Source organism: Comamonas denitrificans (assembly GCF_042654745.1).
Classification (GTDB): Bacteria; Pseudomonadota; Gammaproteobacteria; order Burkholderiales; family Burkholderiaceae_C; genus Comamonas; species Comamonas denitrificans.
On record NZ_JBHSEY010000016.1, the window covers coordinates 110,493 to 130,306 of the forward strand.

Below are 19,814 nucleotides of genomic sequence, written 5' to 3' on the forward strand. Positions count from 1 at the left end.
TACCCGCAGGGTGGCGCATGCAGTTGAAGGAGTATTCACCATGGCAATTTCATCCGCAGGGATCGGCAGTGGCTTAGATGTCGCCAAAATCGTCGAGCAAATGGTTGCGGCGGAAAAAGTCCCGCTGAAGAAACTGGAGTACAAAGCCGAAGGCATCCAAACCCAAATTTCGACCTACGGCGAGATCAAATCGCTCACCTCCAAATTGGGCGACATCGTCTCCAAACTCACCCGCGACAGTGCTTGGAATGGCGTGAGCATCAGCTCCAGCAACCCCACCCTCTCGGGCACCATGACCGGGATTGCGGCCACCGGCACCTACAACATCAAGGTCACGGACCTGGCCCAGGCCCAAACCACGGCGCTTGGCGGCGCTGGCGGCGCTGCGTTGCCCAAAGATCAACCCATGGGAGCGGGCACCATCAAGCTGACCATGGGCACCGAGAGCAAAGACATCGACATCACCTCCTTGGACACGCTCACCAAAATTGCCACCAAAATCAATGAGGCCGGCATGGGCATCCAGGCCTCGATCGTCACTGACGTGGATGGCAAAGAGCGCTTGATGCTGCGCTCCAAGGAAACCGGCACCGACAAGGCATTTACGGTGGGTTTGAGCGCGGCACCGGCGGTGCTGGGGCAGACCACCCCCCAAACCGCCCAAAACGCCAAGGTCAAACTCAACGGCATGGAGGTTGAATCGAGCACCAATACCTTTGCCAACACCATCCCCGGTATGTCGTTTACCGTCTCGGAAGTCACCAGCACGGCGGCCACGCTGAATGTGAAAGCCGACACCGAGGCAATGAAGAAAAACATCCAAGAGTTTGTCGATACCTACAACGAACTCAACGACCTGCTGACCCAATCGACCAAGTACGTCGAAGAGAGCAAAACCGCAGGGGTGCTGCAAGGCGATAGCGCCACCGTGAGCTTGCAAAACTCCTTGCGCATGCTGACCCAAGGCATCTCGGGCAGCACCGGGGGGCTGACGCGCTTGGCCGAAATCGGCATCCAGATGCAAGAGGGCGGCAAACTGAGCACCGACACCACCAAGCTGGACAAGGCCTTGACCAATCTGGAAGGCCTCAAAGGCCTGTTCGCCAACAAGGCCGATGCCCTGGGCCAAGGCGGCGGGATTGCCGTGAACTTCAAAAACTTTACCGACAAGCTGCTGTCCTTTGACGGCACCCTGAACACCAAAACCGATTCGCTGGAGCGCACGCTCAAGAGCAACAGCGCGGAGCAGACCAAAGTCAATACCCGCGCGGACACCTTGGAGAAACGCCTGTACGCCCAGTATTCGGCGCTCGATACCAAGATGGCCTCCTTGAACGCGCTCAATGCCTACGTCTCGCAAATGGTGACCACCTGGAATAAAGCCAAGAGTTAATCCTGGTTATTGCGCTTTAAACAGATTTACTTTTTTTTACGATTGCCAAGGATTCGCATGTTTTCTTCTTCAGGATTTAACAGAGCCAATGCCTACCGCCAGGTGGGTGCGCATTCGGGGGTGGAAAACGCCTCGCCGCATGCTTTGATTCAAATGCTATTTGAAGGCCTGTTTCAAAGTCTGAACGCGGCCCGGGGCGCGATGGAGCGTGGCGAGATCGAGGAAAAAGGCCGCCATCTGGGCAAAGCCGTGCGCATTTTGCAAGAAGGCCTGGCCGCTGGCCTCGATTTGGACAAGGGGGGCGAGCTGGCCGGAAATTTAAAGCTGCTGTATGACTATTCCGTCAAGCAGCTGACCCATGCCAACGTCCACAACGACGTGGGCCTGGTCGAGGAAGTGATTGGGGTGCTGCAGCCTGTAGCACAGGGATGGAAAGAAATTGGCCCAGAGGGCAACACAACTGCTGGCGCGTGACGGCGTTAAGGAGTGAGGGAGATGGAATTGTTGGATTTTTACAAAGCAATCGAGACCAAGAGCACGGACATGCTGCAAGCCGCCATGAGCAGCAATTGGCAAGCAGTTGCCGATTGCGAAAAAGCCTGCGCGGTGCTGATTGGTGAGTTGCGTGCCCAGGCCGAGGCGCAAACCTTATCGGCCCAAGAGCGCAAGGAAAAGACCCGCATCATGCAGCGCATTCTGCGCAACGATGCCCAAATCCGCCTGCTGGCCGAGCCGTGGCTGGCCACGCTGGAATACATGGGCACGGCCCCGGCCGGTTCGGCCCTGCATTGATGCACCACTTGGTTTAACGCCCTCCAAGGTGTTCTCTTAGCCCGGATAGCTTGTTTATTCGGGCTTTTTTCTTGGGCTTGATCTTGGGTTTTATATAAAAAAGTGAGCTGCTAGCGCTTGATAGATAAGCGATAGCGGCCAAAAACACTAAAAATTAGCGCAAGAATAACTGGTAGGCGGGATTGCTGGTTTCCTCCACCCAGGGGTAGCCCAGGCTTTGCAAGAACTGGGCAAACTGCGCCCCATCCTTGGCGGGCACTTGCAGGCCGACCAAAATGCGCCCGTAGTCGGCCCCCTGGTTGCGGTAGTGAAACAGCGAGATGTTCCAGTTGGGGGCCATGAGGCTGAGGAACTTGAGCAAAGCCCCCGGCCGCTCAGGAAAGACAAAGCGCAGCAGGCGCTCATCCTGCGCCAGGGCCGATGCCCCGCCCACCATGTGGCGCAAATGCTCTTTGGCCATGTCGTCGTGCGTTAAATCCAGGGCGGCAAAGCCGTGGCCCTGGAAGTGCTCAACGATGCGGGTCGATTCGCCCGGGGCCGTGGTCGATAGCCCGACAAACACATGGGCGCGATCATGGTCGCTGATGCGGTAGTTGAACTCGGTGACGCTGCGCGGGCCGCCGGGCAGCAGGTCAATCAACTGGCAGAAGCGGCGAAAGCTGCCGCGCTCTTCGGGCATGGTCACGGCCAGCAGGGCCTCGCGCTCTTCGCCCACATTGGTGCGCTCGGCGACAAAACGCAGGCGGTCAAAATTCATGTTCGCACCGCACAAAATCGCGGCGTAGGTTTCGCCCTCGGTTTGGTGCTCGGCCACGTACTGCTTGATAGCAGCCACCGCCAGGGCCCCGGCGGGTTCAACGATGGAGCGGGTGTCCACAAAGATGTCTTTGATGGCCGCGCACACCGCATCGGTATCGACCACCACAAAATCATCGACCAGGTTTTGCGTGATGCGGAAGGTCTCCTGCCCTACCAGCTTCACCGCCGTGCCGTCCGAGAACAGGCCCACATCGGCCAGCTCCACCCGCTGACCGGCCAGCACCGACTGGCGCATGGCATCCGAATCTTTGGTTTGCACGCCAATGACTTTGATGTCCGGCCGCACCGCCTTGATGTAATTGGCCACGCCAGAAATTAAACCGCCGCCGCCAATGGCGACAAACACCGCATCCAGGCGCGGGCTGCCCAGCTTTTGCAGCTGTTGCAGCATCTCCATGGCCACGGTGCCCTGGCCGGCAATCACGTCGGGGTCGTCAAAGGGGTGGATAAAGGTCAGGCCTTGTTTTTCCTGCAGCACCACGGCGTGCTGGTACGCGTCGGAATAGCTCTCGCCGGCCAGCACCACTTCGCCGCCCAGCGCGGCCACGGCATCAATTTTGAGCTGGGGTGTGGTGGTGGGCATCACGATGATGGCGCGGCAGCCCAGCTTGCGCGCGCCCAGGGCCACGCCCTGCGCATGGTTGCCGGCCGAGGCGCAAATCACCCCGCGCTCCAGCTGGCCGGGGGTGAGGTTGGCCATTTTGTTGTACGCGCCGCGCAGCTTGAAGCTGAACACCGGTTGCTGGTCTTCGCGCTTGAGCAACACTTTGTTGCCCAGGCGGCGGCTTAAGTTTTTGGCCACTTCCAGATCGGTTTCCAGGGCCACGTCATAGACGCGGGCGTTCAGGATGCGGGTGAGGTAATCGGCGGGCGTGAGTGCCGTGGTGGCTGGGGGCAAGGTCGTCATAAAAATTGAAGCTACGGGGGCGGGCCGGTGCCGGTGCCGCAAAATCGAACATCATAGGCACTGCGCAACCCCTTGGCGGCAGTGCAGCACGAAGCCAGGCATCGCCGCTTCTACGGACAGGCCGCGGTGAGGGGACGAAAAAAAACCCTAGGCGGTAAGGCCTAGGGTTGGAATCCACCTTTGGAGGGTGGAGGAGACAACAGGTGCGATAAAGTCGCGATATGGGGATTGTATGTAGATTTTTGCTGCATTGCAACAAACCCCCCGCAAATTTAATTCACAAGGAAATTGCATGAAATGCACAGTCAGCTGGACGGGTGCCAGCGGAACCCGCTCCCACATGGGCTTTGTTGCCGAAACCGGCAGCGGCCATACCGTGAATATGGACGGTGCGCCCGATGAGCGCACCCCCACCAACGGTGGCCAAAACCTGGCCGCGCGGCCCATGGAGCTGCTGCTGGCGGGCATGGGCGGCTGCACCGCGTACGACGTGGTGCTGATCTTGAAGCGCGGCCGCCATGCGGTGCGTGGCTGCACGGTGGAGATTCAGGCCGAGCGTGCCGAGGTTGAGCCCAAGGTGTTCACCAAGATCAATCTGCACTTCACCGTCACTGGCAAGGATTTACCCGCAGCGGCGGTGGAGCGGGCCATTGCCCTGTCGCACGAGAAGTATTGTTCGGCCAGCATCATGCTGGGCAAAACCGCCGAAATCACCACCAGCTTTACGGTGGGTGAATAAAACGCATAAAAAAAGAGCTGCAACCGCAGCTCTTTTAACGTTATCCGGCTAAAAACTCATCCAAAGCCGCTTGTGCAATGCGCCAAGCGCTTCCTATTTTTCGGCCTTTCAGGTTTCCCGCTTCCAGCTCGGCCAGCACATCGGCCACCTCCACGCCCAGCAGCTGGGCCGCTTGCTCGGGGGTGTAGACCTGCAACACCGGGGCCGCAGCAGGTGCGGTGGTTGGTGTTGGTGTGGGTGCCGCCGCACCGGGCAGAAAGCCGCTGGCGGCCGGGGCGGGCTGCTGCATTTGCTTCATCATCTCTTGCGCCATGCCAAAGCCCATGGCCATGCTGGCGGGCAGGGTGGCGGCGCTGTCACCGCCATTGGCCATGGCCTGGCCCATTTGGTATTTCACGTAGTCGTTCAGGTTGCCAATGGCGGTCATGCTGGAGCGCTTGTCAATGGCTTGCTCCACCTCGGCCGGCACCGAGACGTTTTCCAGAATGAAGCTGGTGATTTCCAGCCCGTATTTATCCACCACCGCCGGGTTGATGATCTGCACCAGCGCCTCGCCCAGATCGCTGTAGCGCGTGGCGACATCGAGCACCGGGATTTTGGCCTTGGCCAGCGCCTCGCTAAAAATACTCACGATGCGCGAGCGCATGGTGTCGGCAAACTCATCCAGGCGAAAGTTTTGGTCGGTGCCCGCCACTTCTTTCAGGAACAGCGCCGGCTGCACGATGCGAAAGTCGTACGTGCCAAAGGCGCGAATGCGCACCACGCCAAAGTCGGGGTCGCGCACCGTGACTGGGTTGGCCGTGCCCCATTTGTTGCCCGTGAACAGGCGCGTGTTGATGTAGTACACATCGCATTTAAAGGGCGACTGAAAGCCGTACTTCCAGCCGTAAATGGTCGATAGCACCGGAATGTTCTCGGTCGAGAGCGTGTGCTTGCCCGGGCCGAACAGGTCGGCGTACTGGCCCGCAGCGACAAACTGCACCTGCTGCGACTCGCGCACGATGAGCTGGGCACCGTTTTTGATCTCCTTGTCCTCATCGGGCCAGCGGTAGGACAGGGTGTCGCGCGAGTCGTCCGTCCACTCGATCACTTCAATCAATTGGCTTTTGATGATGTTCAGGATATTCATGGGCACAGCTCCTTAATAACGGTGGGGCATTGTAGAAGGACGCAGCGGGCCTAAAATCAGACCCTTTTGCTTTGCGGACGCACTTTTTTGCCGACCGCGCCAGAGAATAAACCTAGACCCAAGCGACAACGGCCATGCTCACCTTCCAAGACATTATTCTGAAACTGCAGACCTACTGGGCCAACCAGGGCTGCGCCCTGCTGCAACCCTATGACATGGAAGTGGGCGCTGGCACCAGCCACACCGCCACCTTCCTGCGGGCCATCGGCCCCGAGCCTTGGAAGGCCGCCTACGTGCAACCCAGCCGCCGCCCCAAAGATGGCCGCTACGGCGACAACCCCAACCGCCTGCAGCACTATTACCAATACCAAGTGGTGTTGAAGCCCGCCCCGGCCAACATCCTGGAGCTGTACCTGGGCAGCCTGGAAGCCCTGGGCTTTGACCTGAAGAAGAACGACATCCGCTTTGTCGAGGACGATTGGGAAAACCCCACCCTGGGCGCGTGGGGCCTGGGCTGGGAGGTGTGGTTGAACGGCATGGAAGTGACCCAGTTCACCTACTTCCAGCAAGTGGCCGGCATCGACTGCAAGCCCGCCACCGGCGAAATCACCTACGGCCTGGAGCGCCTGGCCATGTATTTGCAGGGCGTGGACAACGTGTACAACCTGACCTGGACCGAAGGGCCGGATGGATCCAAGCTGTCGTATGGCGACGTGTACCACCAAAACGAGGTGGAGCAATCGACCTACAACTTCGAGCACTCGAATGTCGATTTTCTGTTCACTGCCTTCACCGCGCACGAACAGACCGCCAACCAGCTGATTGCCGCCGAGTTGGCCCTGCCCGCCTACGAGCAAGTGCTCAAGGCCGGCCACACCTTCAACCTGCTGGATGCACGCGGCGCCATCAGCGTGACCGAGCGCGCCGCCTACATTGGCCGCATCCGCAACCTGGCCCGCGCCGTGGGCAAAAGCTACCTGGACAGCCGCGCCCGCCTGGGCTTTCCCATGGCCCCCAAGCAGCACGCCGACGAAGTGCTGGCCGAACTGGCCAAAGCCGCAGAAAAACAAAAGAAAGCCGCTTAATTTCAAACAAATTTGCCATCTAACGCTTACCCAGTAAGCGCGAGTAGCTCCTAAATTATTATGACCACTGCCAACCTGCTCGTTGAACTCTTCGTTGAAGAACTCCCCCCCAAAGCCCTGCAAAAACTCGGCGATGCCTTTGCCAGCGTGCTGCACGAGCAGCTGGCCGCGCAGGGCTTGACCACCGCCGCCTCGGCCGTGACCGCCTACGCCTCGCCGCGCCGCCTGGCGGCGCACATCAGCGCCGTGCTGGCGCAAGCGCCCGACAAAGCCGTCTCGCAAAAGCTCATGCCCGTGGCTGTGGGCCTGGAGGCCGATGGCCAGCCCAAGCCCGCGCTGCTAAAAAAACTCGCCGCCCTGGGGGCCGATGCCAGCGTGGTGCCCAGCCTGCAGCGCGTGCATGACGGCAAGGCCGACGTGCTTTACTTTGCCAGCACCGCCCAAGGGGCCAGTCTGGCCGCTGGCCTGCAAAAGGCGCTGGATGAAGCCATCGCCAAGCTGCCCATCCCCAAAGTCATGACCTACCAGCTGCCAGACGGCTGGAGCAGCGTCCACTTTGTGCGCCCCGCCCATGGCTTGGTGGCGCTGCATGGTGCCGACGTGGTGCCCGTTTCCGCGTTGGGTCTGCAAGCGGGCAACAGCACCCAGGGCCACCGGTTTGAGGCCACGGTCAATCCCGTCGTGCTGCACAGCGCGGACAGCTACGCCCAGCAGCTGCGTGACCAAGGGGCCGTGATTGCCAGCTTTGCCGAGCGCCGCGCCGACATTGTTCAGCAGTTAAAACAGGCTGCAGACAAAGTGGGTGGCGGGGTGGTAGCTATCGAAGATGAAGCGTTGCTGGACGAAGTCACCGCCCTGGTCGAGCGCCCCAACGTGCTCATCTGCCAGTTTGAAGAAGAATTTTTGGCCGTGCCGCAGGAATGCCTCATCCTCACCATGAAGGCCAACCAAAAATACTTTCCCCTGCTCGATGCCCAGGGCAAGCTCACGCACCAGTTCCTGATCGTCAGCAACATCGCCCCGCACGATGCCAGCGCCGTCATCCAGGGTAACGAGCGCGTGGTGCGCCCGCGCCTGGCCGATGCCAAATTCTTCTTTGACCAAGACCGCAAAAAAACCCTCGCCAGCCGCGTGCCGCAATTGGCCAAAGTGGTTTATCACAACCAACTGGGCACCCAGGGCGAGCGCGTCGAGCGCGTACGCGCCATCGCCAAAGCCATTGCCGTGCAGCTGTTTGACAACCTTGGTGCCCAGCACGCCAGCCTCAGCAGCCACGAAGGCCAAGTGGCCGAAGAATGGCTGCTCACCTGCGTGGACAACGCCGCCTTGCTGGCCAAGACCGATCTGGTCACCGACATGGTGGGCGAATTCCCCGAGCTGCAAGGCACCATGGGCGCGTACTACGCCCTGAACGATGGCCTGCCCGACACTGTGGCCCACGCCATTGAAGACCATTACAAACCCCGCTTTGCCGGCGACCAGCTGCCGCGCGACAACGTGGGCCTGGTCGTGGCGCTGGCCGACAAGCTGGAAACCCTGGTCGGCATGTTCGGCATCGGCAACCTGCCCACCGGCGACCGCGATCCGTTTGCCCTGCGCCGCCATGCCCTGGGCGTGATCCGCATGCTGGTAGAAAAAGCCCTGCCGCTGGAGCTGGGCCAGCTCATCGCCCGCGCCGTACCGGTGTTTGGCGACAAAATCCAAGACCCGGCCGCCGCCCTGCAAGACTTCTTCTACGACCGCCTGGCCGTCAGCCTGCGCGAGCAAGGCTACAGCGCCCAAGAAGTCGATGCCGTGCTGGCCCTGCGCCCGCAGCGCCTCTCGGACGTGGCCCAGCGCCTGGCAGCAGTGCGCGCCTTTGCGGCCCTGCCCGAAGCCCCCGCGCTGGCCGCCGCCAACAAGCGCGTGGGCAATATCCTGAAAAAAGCTGAAACGGCAGTCCAGCCCCAAGTCAATGCCGCCTTGCTGCAAGAAGCCGCTGAAAAAGACCTGTACGCCGCCCTGCAAACCATCGCCGCCCAGGCCCAGCAGCAACTGCAAGCGGGCGACACCACCGCCCACCTGCAAACCCTGGCCGCCCTGCGCGCGCCGGTGGATGCCTTCTTTGAGCACGTCATGGTCAATGCCGACGATGTGGCGCTGAAAAACAACCGCCTGGGCCTATTGGCCAGCCTGCACCAGTGCATGAACCAGGTCGCCGACCTGGCGCGGCTGGCGGGGTAAGCAAAGTGAATGCAGCCATGAGCGAGCCCTCCCTGGAACGTGCAGAACCCCACCTTTCCTCGCCCCGTTTGGGCGAGCGTTTAATCGCTGCAGGCAAACTGTCTGAGCGAGATTTGCACAATGCGCTGCAGGCACAGCAAGAGCTGGGCGGCTTGTTGGGGCAAGTCCTGGTGCAGCTTGGCGTGGTTGCCGAAGCTGATGTTGCCCAAATTCTGGCCGAACAACTGGGCGTGCCCTGGCTGCGCACCGATGACTTTCCTGATCTCTTGCCCGAAGTACCGGGCCTGCAACCCGGTTTTCTGGATGCCCAGTGCGTCTGCCCCATTGCTGTGCAGGAGGGCGTGCTTCAAGTGGCCATGGCCGTACCTCAGGACTCCTTCATAACCAAAGCCCTGCGCCTGGCCACCGGGCTGCAAATTGCACCGGCCTTGGCGCTGGAAGCCGACATTCGCAAAGCCTTGGCCGATGCCCAAGAAGAACAGGCTACCGACGATGCCGATGAAAACGGCTGGTCGGGCAGCGCCAGTGGCGGTGATTTTGTCGAACACCTGAAAGACTTGGCCAGCGAAGCCCCGGTCATTCGCCTGGTCAGCAGCATCATCGCCCGCGCCATTGAGCTGCATGCCTCCGACATTCATCTTGAGCCTTTTGAGGATGGCCTCAACGTACGCTACCGCACCGATGGGGTCATCCACCTGGCCGAAGTCGTCCCCGTGCGCCTGAGCGCGGCCGTTGGCTCCCGCGTCAAACTATTGGCCCACTTGGACATTGCCGAGCGCCGCTTGCCCCAGGATGGCCGCATCAAAACCCGCGCCAAAGGGCGCGAATTGGACTTGCGTGTTTCCACCACGCCCACCGTCTATGGTGAAAGCATCGTCATGCGTGTGCTGGACCGGGCCAACGTGCGCTTGAGCCTCGATACCATGGGCTTTGCTACCGACACCCTGCAGCGTTTTAACGAACTGCTCACCCGCCCCCATGGCATCGTCCTGGTCACTGGCCCCACCGGCTCTGGTAAAACCACCACCCTGTATGCCGCGCTGTCCAAAGTGGATGCCCAGGCCAACAAAATCATTACCGTTGAAGACCCCGTCGAATACCAACTTGATGGCATCAACCAAATTCAAGTCCATGCGCAAATCGACCTGACCTTTGCCAACGCCCTGCGCTCCATCCTGCGGCAAGACCCCGACATCATCATGATCGGCGAAATGCGTGACACCGAAACCGCACAAATTGCCGTGCAATCGGCCCTGACCGGCCACCTGGTGCTCTCCACCTTGCACACCAACACTGCGGCAGGAGCCGTTACCCGGATGCGTGATATGGGGGTGGAAAGCTACCTCATCACCTCCAGCGTTAACGGTGTCCTGTCACAGCGCCTGGTGCGCACCCTGTGCGCTCACTGCAAACAACCTGTCGAGCTGCCGACCACCGTGCGGGAAAGCACCAGCCTGCAACGCTTTTTAACGGCAGACTCGCAACCCTGCCGGGCCGTGGGTTGCGAACACTGCCGGGGTAGCGGCTTCAAGGGCCGCACGGGCGTGCATGAACTGATGGTGCTGGACGACACATTGCGCCGTGCCATCATTGACGGGCAGGATGCCAACGCCCTGCACACCTTGGCCGCCCAGCGCGGCATGCTCAGTCTGTACGAAGACGGATTGCGCAAAGTCGCAGCAGGCGTAACCACTTTGGACGAAGTGCTGCGCATCACACAGGACCAAGGCGATGCCTGATTACCACTGGGAAGCTTTTGATGCCAGCGGCCAGCGCAGCAGCGGCCACCACCAGGCCGCCACGGTGGCGGAAGTTGTGCTGCACCTGCGCAAAAACCGCCTCTCCCCCGTCAAGGTGCAAGAGACGGCAGCAGGCGGCAGAGCAGGGCAGATGGGCCGTCCCGCTGCGCTTGCCCGCAAGCTACACACCGGCCCCATCAAGGCGCTGGATATCCACACCATGACCACTGAACTGGCCATCATGATGCGTGCGGGCCTATCGCTGGACAACGCCCTGAAAGTCCTGTTTGAAATGAGCCATAAACAGGCCATGCAAACCATGCTCCAGACCGTGCTTGAAGGGGTCAAAGGCGGCATGCCGCTCAGCCAGGCACTGCAACAGCACCATCAGCACTTTGGCGACTTCTACATCAACATGGTGCGCTCCGGCGAAGCCAGCGGCCAAATGGCTGCCGTCTTGGGGCGCCTGGCCGATCACTTGGAGCGCCAACGCGCTCTGCGCGACAGTGCCATCTCCGCCACCATCTACCCCGCCATCCTTCTGGGGGTTGCCGTCCTCTCACTGGTGGCCATGCTCGGCTTTGTCGTACCGCAGTTTGAACAACTGTTTACTGACATGGGCGATGCACTGCCCCTGCCCACCCAGTGGGTCATGGCCCTGGGCCATGCCTTCCGCAGCTATGGCCTCTACATCCTGGCCGCCTGTGCCTTGCTGGTTTGGTGGTTGCGCCGCTGGCTTGCCAGTCCATCGGGGCGAAAAACCTGGCAAAACGGGCTGCTGCGCCTGCCCTTGCTGGGCAGCGTGCTGCACAAATACCAAATTACGCTCTACAGCCGCTCTTTGGGCACTTTGCTGGACAACGGCGTAGGCCTGCTCGTAGCCTTGCGCATTGCCAGCGATACGGTGGACAACCATGCCATCCGTGCCCCGCTGGAGCAAATGGTCCCCCTGGTCAAACAAGGTCAGCGGCTGGCGCAAGCGGCCACCCAAAGTGGGCAGTTTGAACCCCTCGCCCTCAACCTCGTGCGCGTCGGGGAAGAAACTGGGCGCTTGGGCGACATGATGCTGCAGCTCTCCGATATTTTGAACCGCGAGGTCGAAACCAGCATCAAACGCCTCCTGACCATGCTCGAACCCGCTTTGATCCTTGTGCTCGGCATCCTCATTGCCGCCATCATCATCGCCATCCTGCTGGGCATCCTGTCCGTCAATGATTTGGCGGTCTAAATTCTCTGTTTTTTATTTGAAAGCATCTTCTTTATGCAACACCAACACCGCCGTCCCTCCGGTCTTGTGCGCCACTTAGGCTTTACCTTGATCGAATTACTGGTTGTCCTTGTCATCCTCACCCTGCTGGCTGGCTTGGTTGGCCCACGCCTGCTCAATCAATTGGGCGGTGCCAAAAGCAAAACCGCCGCAGTGCAAATTGCCGATGTTGAAAAAGCGCTGGAGCTGTACAAGCTCGACGTAGGGCGCTTCCCCACCACCCAACAAGGCCTACAAGCCCTCAACCAGCAACCAGCGGGCGTGATCGGCTGGAATGGCCCTTACCTCAAAGGCGGCGTGCCCAACGACCCCTGGGGCAACCCCTACCAGTACAGCTTGGCCGCTGGCAATGCCGATCCCATCATTCTTTCCCTCGGTGCCGACGGTGCTCCGGGCGGGGAAGGGGAGAACGCAGACATTCGCAACACCCGCTAATCACGGAACACCCCTTCCTGGGCTTTCTTCCTAGTCTTTCTCCATGCGCTCCCTCCAAAGCGGCAAGCAAAGCGGCGACCCATCCAGCCTCCAGCGCGGTTTCACACTGGTTGAACTGCTGGTCGTCTTTGCCCTGCTCGCTTTGGTCGTCAGCGTCATCCCGCCCGCCCTGGAGAAAATGCGCGTCGGCATGGATTACCGCCACACCGTCCAAGACATCACCCGCCTGCTGCGCCGCGCCCGTTTTGATGCCACCACCCAGGGCCAACCTGTCACCGTTGCCTTCAATACCCAGCAGCGCAGCTATGGCCTGGTTGGGCAGGCCGCGCACTCCCTCCCCGAGACACTCGACATGCAACTACAGACCGCCGCCGAAGCCAATTTGGCCGACGGCAGCCAAAGCATTGTCTTCCTCCCCGGTGGCGGGGCCACTGGCGGCAGTATCACCCTGCTGCGCCAAACCCAGCCCCCCACAGGGCTGCGCCTGCGGGTCGATTGGCTCTCTGGCCTCGTCAGTCAGGAGCAGCCATGAGCAGCGCCACCATCCACCACCGCCAGCGCGGCCTGACCCTGCTGGAAATGCTCGTGGCCATGACCATCATGGCCCTCTCCATCACCGTCATTTACCGTGCCATCGCTGGATCGGCGCGGGGAGTGGAACAAGTCAGTCTTAACCAGCGTGCCGTGTGGCTGATGCAATCCTTGCTCGATGCCAATGCAGTCATTGACCCACGCCAGCTGGTGCAAAGCGGACAAGACAATGCCTTGAGCTGGACCTTGCGTGCCTACCCCCATACCTCATCTGCGCAAGCTACCGCAGCCAATCGACTGGTCTTATATACCGTCGATATTCACGTGCAGAGCCATCAAGGGCGGCAATGGCAGCTCCAGACGCTGCGCCCTCTGCTACAGCTAGATGGGGCTAAAAGTCAGTGATATCCCCTTTGCGTCCTTCACGGGGCTTTACTCTGGTCGAATTGCTGGTTGCCTTGATGTTGCTTTCTCTCATCGCCTTGGGATTGGGGGGGGCCATGCGCAGCATTTCGCAAACACAGGAGCGAGTCGATCTCCGTGTCGAGCAGTTTGAGCGGCAGCACACAGCCGTGCATTTTTTGCGCTCCACCTTGGTACACCTGTCGCAGCAGCGCCGCACTGGTGCGCAGGCGCGCCCCAATGAAAACCCTTACTACTTTGTAGGGCAACCCCAGGAGATGCAATGGCTGGGCGCGATGCCCGCCAGTATCGGCGGCGGTGGTCGCACCCTCTTTCGTCTTTCATTGCAGCCTGGCACTCAAGGCGTGCAATTGATTCTTCAATATAAAAAATGGGAAAAATCTGCCAATGATGCAGACTGGACAAGTGCTTCAAGCTACGTTTTAGCAAGCAACGTCCAGACCTTCTCCCTCAGTTACCAGCGCACCTCGCACCGCGATGGCCTGCAGTGGCTACCGGCTTGGGATATCGCTCAGCTCAATGGCGAACTCCCCAGCTCGGTCGGCCTGCAGTTGATAACGTCGGACGAAGGGGCATGGCCCCTCACCTTGCTCGGATTGCGCCAGCCCATGGCCGGCGGCGCTGCACAAGGCGGGCATGTGATTGGGGGATCTCGCTAATGAGCTTTTCTCGTCTTTTTCACCACTTCTTCCGGTCGGGCCAAGCGGCCACCCGGCGATCAGCTGCACCAGCGCCAACCATGCAGCGTGGCATGGCTCTGATCGTTGTGCTCTGGATGCTCGCAGCCCTCTCTTTATTTGCGGCCAGTCTTGGCACTTTGGTGCGTGACCAAGCGCAACAAGCGCAGGTGCAGCGCAATCTGGTGCAAGGGCAAGCCATCGGCGAAGCAGCGATGTACCTGGCCTTAGAAAAAATCCAGCAAGAAAACCGCCGTCCCGTGGCAGAAACCTTGGCCATTGCCTTTGCACACCATACGGTGCAAATCCATTTTCAGCCGTGGGCTGGCCTAGTCAATATCAACCAGGCACCTGTGCCCACCTGGAAGGCGCTGCTCCAAGGCGCAGCAGGCCTGAGTGCGCAGCAGGCCGGTGCGCTGGCGCAAACCATCGTCAGCACCCGCGAGCAAATGCGCCAAGAGCAGGCAAGGGCCTTTTCTCAGCCGTGGGAAGCAGTTCAGGACATCCTCCAGGTTCCCGGTCTTGGTTACGGCACTTACATACAACTGCAACCTTATTTGGTCGCCAGCGAGAAAAATACCCGTACCGTTGGTCAGAATGCAGCCCCACCAGAACTTCTGCGCTGGCTCCAGGCGCAAGCGCCGGAACAAATTCACGCCAGCGTTGATAATGACGGGCTTTACACCTTAGAGGCATCGGTTTCCTTTCCAGACGGAATGGTGCGCGTAAAGCGGCATCTGGCTTGGCAAAAACACCCTGCGACAGGGCTGCCCTGGGTATTGCTGGCGAGCACCGCAGCCTGGCACCCGCAATAGCACACCGCCTTTGAAACCCCCTGCCCATGATTGCGAAAGACACCCCTCGTTATGGCCAAACTCAGTGCTGATGCAACCCTCTTTGGGCTCGACCTCAGCAGTGCTTGGATGCATTTACGCCAAATTGGTCGTGGCCTGCCCCTGTTCCAGTGGTTGGCGCAAGCCATTCCTGCCACACCAGTGGCATTGCTACAAGCCAACCCCGATCTGGATGTGGCATGCACTGCCCAGCAAGTTCGCCTGCGTGCGGGCCAATGGCTTGGCCCCGCCCAGCAAGCAGACGACCGCCCGGCCCGCTTTCACGCCCTGCTGTTACCGGAAGATGCCATCTTGACGCGCACCCTGCGCCTGCCAGTTCTGGGGCCGGAAGACTTGGCTGCAGCGATTGAGCTGGAAGTGCTGGCCCTCTCCCCATTTGCCGCGCAAGACACCGTCAGTGCCTACCAGGCCCAGCCCGAGCCATCTAATCGGCAACTGCAAGTGCAGTTGATCCTTGCCTCTCGGGCAACCATTGAACAACACCAGCAGCGTGCCGTAGATGCCCACGGACTAAGCCAACCTCCCGAAGTGTGGGCACCCGTGGGCGCGGGCAAAGCCATCCTTTGTCCCGGTTGGGGTGAACAACCCCGGTTACGCCATGAGCAGCGCCAGCGCTGGAGCCTTTGGGCCAGCGTCCTGGTGCTTTTGCTCGTATTGGCCGCGTTGGTCGTGACCCCCTCCCTCCAGTTGCGCCAGCGGGTACTGCAAGCGCAGCAGCAAACCCAGGCACTGGTCGATCAAACCAAAGACATCGCTGCCCAGCGTGAAGCACTCATGCGCCAAGTGCAAACCTTGTCAGCCCTACCGACAGAACTGCTTCAAGAAGCTGATTTCTTGAAAGTGCTTGAAGCCTTGACGCGTGCCTTGCCCGACGATACGGCCCTGCAAAGCCTTGCCCTAGAAGGCAACCGCCTGCGTGCCCAAGGGCTGAGTGACAACGCCTCGCGCGTTCAAGAGCTATTGGGCAAAGAGCCCGGCTTTGAAAATGTCCGACTCCCCTCCGCCATTACCCGTGAGGGGCGCAGCAACAAAGAAAGCTTTGTTCTCGAAGCCGAGCTCAACCCCGCCATCTTTACCCTCTGGCAGTTGCCGCAAAACACCGCCCAACCAGCTGCTGCGCCATGAAAACACCCCACTTCTCCGTCCGCATGCAGCAGCACCTGCTGCAAACAGCCTTGCTGCTGCTACTTCTGCTGCCCCTGGGCGCTGCAGGCCTGTGGTGGTTTGGCAAACACCAGTATTGGCAAAACAACCTTGAGCGCCAAGAGAGCCTGTACGCCCGCCTCTCGGGGATGCAAGAGCAGCAAGAAGCCATTGCCCAGGCTCTGGCACAGACCCAGCAGTCCCGCACCGTATTCTTTTACCCAGAAGACCAGCCCGCCGAGCAAGCCGCCAATGCCGCCCTGCAGAGCCTGCGCCACGTACTGGACCAAGCGGGCATGAAAGTCGATAGCAGCCAAGTCAAAATCCCCGAGCCAGGCGATACACCGCCCGAGCAAACAGACGATGACCCCCAAGGCAGCGGCATCCAGCGCATACAACTCCTGGTCAGTGCCCAGGGCAGTTGGGTCAGCCTGCAATTGGCGCTTGCGGCCTTGCGTGAGTTGCGGCCCGTGGTCACGATTGAACGTGTCCACCTAAGCACCCGCATGGGGCTGCAAAGCGTCACCCCTGGGGTTGAGCAAGCCATTAACGCCAGTTTCACTTTCCGTCTGCGTAAATTGCAGGAGGGCGCATGATCCCCCTTCGCCCCAGCACCCCAACGCAATGGCTGCAGCTGGCCAGTGCTGCCCTGGCAGCGCTATTGGCCGGACTTTGGCTCCTGCCCAATCAGCGTACCCACTGGCACCCACCCCCTGCACAGCTGCAAGACATTCAAGCCATGCAACCCAGTTTGCCGCACCAAGCCGAAGACTGGCCAGAATGGCAAAACCGCATCTTGCAAATGCAAGAGCGGCCCTTGTTCATTCTTGAGCGCCGCCTCCCGCCCCCTCCAAAAAAAGAGGAAACGCCAGCCGCCTCTGACCAATGGAACAGTGCCGTACTTTTAGGCACCTACGCCTCCGACAAAACATCGGGCGCATTTTTGGTTTTTGGCGGCCAAGCGCAACGCTTGGTATTGGGCCAAGCGCTGGGCGGTTGGATCCTACATGCCGTGCATCCCACGGGCGTAGAGCTGCAACGCGATGGGCAAAAACGCCAGTTGGCTGTGCAGAAAAAAGACCTCACCCAGGCGGCCCCCGCTGCCCGATGACACCTATCCAGATTGACTTGTATTTTTCGTGCCACTATGACCGCTTTACCCCTCTCCCGCACCCTCATCGCACTGGCCATCAGCCAATTGCTGCTCGCCTGCGCCCCCCTAAAGCCCCAATTCGTCAGCCACTTCAGCACCGACCCCAACCAGCCTCCCGGCAGCACCGCAGCCATGGCCAACAGCCCGGACAGCGCTACAGCCCAGAAAACCGACGAAAACGACAACGTCCGCACCATCATCGGCACCGGCCAGCGCATTGCCACCCCCAAACCCTACACGCGAGAAACCGGGCAGGCCGTCTCCCTCAACCTCGAAGATGTTCCCGTCGCCCAACTTGTGCGCACCGTTTTGGGCGACATCCTGAACGTGGACTACGTCCTGCACCCCCCCATTGGCGGCAACGTCACCCTGTCCACCAAAAAACCCGTCACCCCTGACCAAGCCATCAACCTCATGGAAATTGCCCTGCAAGCCAACGGCCTGGCCATGGTGCGCGACACCCGGGGCGTATTCCACATAGGCCGCGTCGATGCCCTGCGCAGCCTGGGCGCAGCCGTGCGCGTTGCCGATGGCAGCGCCCCCATGGCCCCTGGCTACGGGGCCATCGTCATCCCGCTGCAATACATCGGAGCGCAGGAAATGGCCGCCATCCTGCGCCCCATGGCGCACGACGGAGCCATCCTGCGCGTCGATAGCCTGCGCAACCTCCTCGTCATGAGCGGCACCCGCGCCCAGGCCGAAGGCTGGCTGGACGTTGTACGCACCTTCGACGTCGATCTGCTCGAAGGCATGTCCGTCGGCCTCTTTCCCCTCAAATACCTCAGCATCGACGAAGCCAGCGCCGCCCTGCAACTGCTCAGCGGCGCAGCCAACGGCGGCGCAGCCGCTGGGGCCGCTGCAGCCCCTGCCCCTGCCACTGGCCGGGCTGGTGCGGCCGCTGCGGCAGGTGCCGCTGCGCCAGCAGCAGGCGGCAGCCTCGGTGCCACCCCCTTGGCCGGGGCCTTGCACATCCTGCCCATCGAGCGCTTAAACAGCCTGCTCGTCATCACCCCCTACGCCCCCTACCTAGAGCAAGTCAAACGCTGGATGGGCAAGTTTGACCAACCCGGCAGCGGCGGTGGCCAAGCCCAACTGCACATCTACCACGTGCAAAACGGCAACGCCAAGCACCTGGCCGACGTACTCTCCGGCATCTTCGGCGGCACCAGCACCAGCCCCGCTGGCACCAGCGGCGTAGCCCCCGGCCTGAACACCACCACCAGCAGCACCACCAACACCCTGAACACCCTCAACACCAGCAACAGCACAACCGGCAACCAGCAGCGCCTGGCGGGCGGCGCAGGCAGCGGCTTGGGCGGCAGCATGGGCAACGCGGGGCAGCCCATCAACGGCGGCGTTGGCAGCGTCACCGCCCTGGGGGACATTCGCGTCATGGCCGACGAGCTGAACAACTCCGTCATCGTCTGGGGCACCAGCGCCGAATACGAACGCATCGAAACCGCCCTCAAACGCCTTGATGTCCCCCCCACCCAGGTGCTGATCGAGGCCAGCATCATCGAAGTCACCTTGAACGACACCCTGCGCTACGGCCTGGAATGGTCCTTCAACGGCAGCGGCGGTGGCGGTGGCCGCACCGGCAGCGGCCAACTGACGGGCAGCAACAACAGCAGTGGCACCGGCAGCGGCAGCGGCCTGGGCGACGTGCTTGGTGCGGGCTTCTCCTACACCGTGCGCAACTCAGCGGGCAACGTGCGCGCCGTGCTCAATGCCCTGTCCAGCAAAACCGACTTAAAAGTAGTAGCTAGCCCCACTTTAATGGTGCTGGATAACCACACTGCTGCCATCAATGTTGGCACCCAGCAACCGTTTGAAGCTGGACAAACCATGAACAGCGACGGCAAACTCATCACCAGCAACCTGCAATACAAAGACACCGGGGTCAGCCTAGAAGTCACCCCTTCTGTAAACGCCGGCAACCTCGTCACCATGACCGTCAACCAATCCGTCACCGACGTAGGTGCCAAAGACGAAGTCACCCAGCAACGCAGCTTCCTGCAGCGCCAAGTCTCCAGCCGCGTCGCCGTGCGCTCGGGCGAATCCATCGTCATGGGCGGCCTCATCCAAGAAAGCGCCACCAAAGGCAAAAGCGGCGTACCCTGGCTGCACGACATCCCCGTTGTCGGCAACCTCTTTGGCAGCACCAACACCGACGGCGCACGCACCGAACTCATCGTCATCATCACCCCCCGCGTCGTGCGCACCGATGTGGACGTGCGCGAAGTCGGCGACAGCCTGCGCCAGCACATGGGCCAAATCGCCCCCCTGCTGCAACCCATCCACCTGCCGCAGCCCCAGCCCGCGCAAACACCGCAGCCCGCGCCAGCCCCTCAGCTTGAACAAGCCCTGCCTGAGCAAGCCCCGCAGCCAGAACCTACCCCACCCCTGCCTGCACCACAGGAAGCACCCCCCGCACCCCTGGCACCGCCGCCGCCGCTGCCGTCCACTCCATCCGGTACGTGATCGGCCGCTTGCCCTGCAATGCAG

At 60.9% G+C, this 19,814-nt stretch carries 19 protein-coding genes; 17 read left to right on the forward strand and 2 right to left on the reverse strand.

All coding sequences use genetic code 11. The annotated features are described in order from the left end of the window. Positions 1-40 precede the first annotated feature (40 nt). The 3 genes from fliD to ACFO24_RS04645 are packed head-to-tail and all read left to right on the forward strand — an operon-like array spanning position 41 to position 2,185. On the forward strand, positions 41-1,393 hold the full coding sequence (gene fliD, locus ACFO24_RS04635; protein WP_377737073.1) for a flagellar filament capping protein FliD: 1,353 nt from the start codon (positions 41-43) through the stop codon (positions 1,391-1,393). 57 nt (positions 1,394-1,450) lie between these two features. Next, entirely contained in the window at positions 1,451-1,867 is a 417-nt protein-coding gene (fliS, locus tag ACFO24_RS04640) for a flagellar export chaperone FliS (RefSeq protein WP_377737075.1), read from the forward strand. Between the two features lie 21 nt (positions 1,868-1,888). Further along, the gene (locus tag ACFO24_RS04645; protein WP_207575751.1) at positions 1,889-2,185 is read left to right on the forward strand and encodes a flagellar protein FliT; all 297 of its coding nucleotides are present in this window, start codon (positions 1,889-1,891) and stop codon (positions 2,183-2,185) included. 154 nt (positions 2,186-2,339) lie between these two features. Here ACFO24_RS04645 and ilvA read toward each other — a convergent pair whose 3' ends face one another. Further along, positions 2,340-3,911, reverse strand: a complete 1,572-nt coding sequence (gene ilvA, locus ACFO24_RS04650) for a threonine ammonia-lyase, biosynthetic (protein WP_207575750.1) — start codon at positions 3,909-3,911, stop codon at positions 2,340-2,342. A 292-nt stretch (positions 3,912-4,203) separates the two neighbouring features. On the opposite strand from ilvA, the gene ACFO24_RS04655 reads away from it, so the two are divergent. Further along, on the forward strand, positions 4,204-4,650 hold the full coding sequence (locus tag ACFO24_RS04655; protein ID WP_377737078.1) for an OsmC family protein: 447 nt from the start codon (positions 4,204-4,206) through the stop codon (positions 4,648-4,650). Between the two features lie 40 nt (positions 4,651-4,690). Here the strand turns inward: ACFO24_RS04655 and ACFO24_RS04660 are convergent, their stop codons facing one another. Next, positions 4,691-5,779, reverse strand: a complete 1,089-nt coding sequence (locus ACFO24_RS04660) for an SPFH domain-containing protein (RefSeq protein ID WP_377737080.1) — start codon at positions 5,777-5,779, stop codon at positions 4,691-4,693. Between the two features lie 134 nt (positions 5,780-5,913). Between ACFO24_RS04660 and glyQ the strand changes: the two genes are divergently transcribed. From glyQ to gspD, 13 genes are all read left to right on the forward strand, one after another. Beyond that, positions 5,914-6,864 carry a glycine--tRNA ligase subunit alpha gene (glyQ, locus tag ACFO24_RS04665; RefSeq protein ID WP_377737082.1) on the forward strand — a complete coding sequence of 317 codons (951 nt, stop codon included), beginning with the start codon at positions 5,914-5,916 and terminating at the stop codon, positions 6,862-6,864. A gap of 60 nt (positions 6,865-6,924) precedes the next feature. After that, positions 6,925-9,087, forward strand: coding sequence for a glycine--tRNA ligase subunit beta (gene glyS, locus ACFO24_RS04670; protein WP_377737084.1), 2,163 nt, complete (start codon positions 6,925-6,927; stop codon positions 9,085-9,087). 17 nt (positions 9,088-9,104) lie between these two features. Next, positions 9,105-10,826: a GspE/PulE family protein gene (locus ACFO24_RS04675; protein ID WP_377737088.1), complete on the forward strand. Its 1,722-nt coding sequence runs from the start codon at positions 9,105-9,107 to the stop codon at positions 10,824-10,826. Further along, the gene (locus tag ACFO24_RS04680; RefSeq protein ID WP_377737091.1) at positions 10,819-12,054 is read left to right on the forward strand and encodes a type II secretion system F family protein; all 1,236 of its coding nucleotides are present in this window, start codon (positions 10,819-10,821) and stop codon (positions 12,052-12,054) included. Before ACFO24_RS04675 ends, ACFO24_RS04680 begins: the two co-directional genes overlap by 8 nt. A gap of 33 nt (positions 12,055-12,087) precedes the next feature. Further along, positions 12,088-12,528: a type II secretion system major pseudopilin GspG gene (gene gspG / locus ACFO24_RS04685; protein ID WP_377737095.1), complete on the forward strand. Its 441-nt coding sequence runs from the start codon at positions 12,088-12,090 to the stop codon at positions 12,526-12,528. A 43-nt stretch (positions 12,529-12,571) separates the two neighbouring features. Then, the gene (locus ACFO24_RS04690) at positions 12,572-13,060 is read left to right on the forward strand and encodes a GspH/FimT family pseudopilin (protein WP_377737097.1); all 489 of its coding nucleotides are present in this window, start codon (positions 12,572-12,574) and stop codon (positions 13,058-13,060) included. Continuing rightward, positions 13,057-13,464, forward strand: coding sequence for a type IV pilus modification PilV family protein (locus ACFO24_RS04695; protein WP_377737099.1), 408 nt, complete (start codon positions 13,057-13,059; stop codon positions 13,462-13,464). The genes ACFO24_RS04690 and ACFO24_RS04695 overlap by 4 nt, the downstream gene beginning before the upstream one ends. Continuing rightward, the gene (locus tag ACFO24_RS04700; protein ID WP_377737101.1) at positions 13,461-14,141 is read left to right on the forward strand and encodes a prepilin-type N-terminal cleavage/methylation domain-containing protein; all 681 of its coding nucleotides are present in this window, start codon (positions 13,461-13,463) and stop codon (positions 14,139-14,141) included. Before ACFO24_RS04695 ends, ACFO24_RS04700 begins: the two co-directional genes overlap by 4 nt. Positions 14,142-14,233: 92 nt before the next feature. After that, complete coding sequence (locus ACFO24_RS04705; RefSeq protein WP_377737103.1) at positions 14,234-14,974, forward strand: type II secretion system minor pseudopilin GspK; 741 nt, start codon at positions 14,234-14,236, stop codon at positions 14,972-14,974. 108 nt (positions 14,975-15,082) lie between these two features. Next, on the forward strand, positions 15,083-16,138 hold the full coding sequence (locus ACFO24_RS04710; protein WP_377737105.1) for a PilN domain-containing protein: 1,056 nt from the start codon (positions 15,083-15,085) through the stop codon (positions 16,136-16,138). Then, the gene (locus ACFO24_RS04715; RefSeq protein ID WP_377737107.1) at positions 16,135-16,752 is read left to right on the forward strand and encodes a GspMb/PilO family protein; all 618 of its coding nucleotides are present in this window, start codon (positions 16,135-16,137) and stop codon (positions 16,750-16,752) included. Before ACFO24_RS04710 ends, ACFO24_RS04715 begins: the two co-directional genes overlap by 4 nt. After that, a complete protein-coding gene (locus tag ACFO24_RS04720; protein WP_377737109.1) occupies positions 16,749-17,267 on the forward strand; it encodes a hypothetical protein in 519 nt (172 codons plus the stop codon). Before ACFO24_RS04715 ends, ACFO24_RS04720 begins: the two co-directional genes overlap by 4 nt. Before the next feature lie 36 nt (positions 17,268-17,303). Then, positions 17,304-19,790: a type II secretion system secretin GspD gene (gspD, locus tag ACFO24_RS04725; protein WP_377737111.1), complete on the forward strand. Its 2,487-nt coding sequence runs from the start codon at positions 17,304-17,306 to the stop codon at positions 19,788-19,790. Positions 19,791-19,814 lie beyond the last annotated feature (24 nt).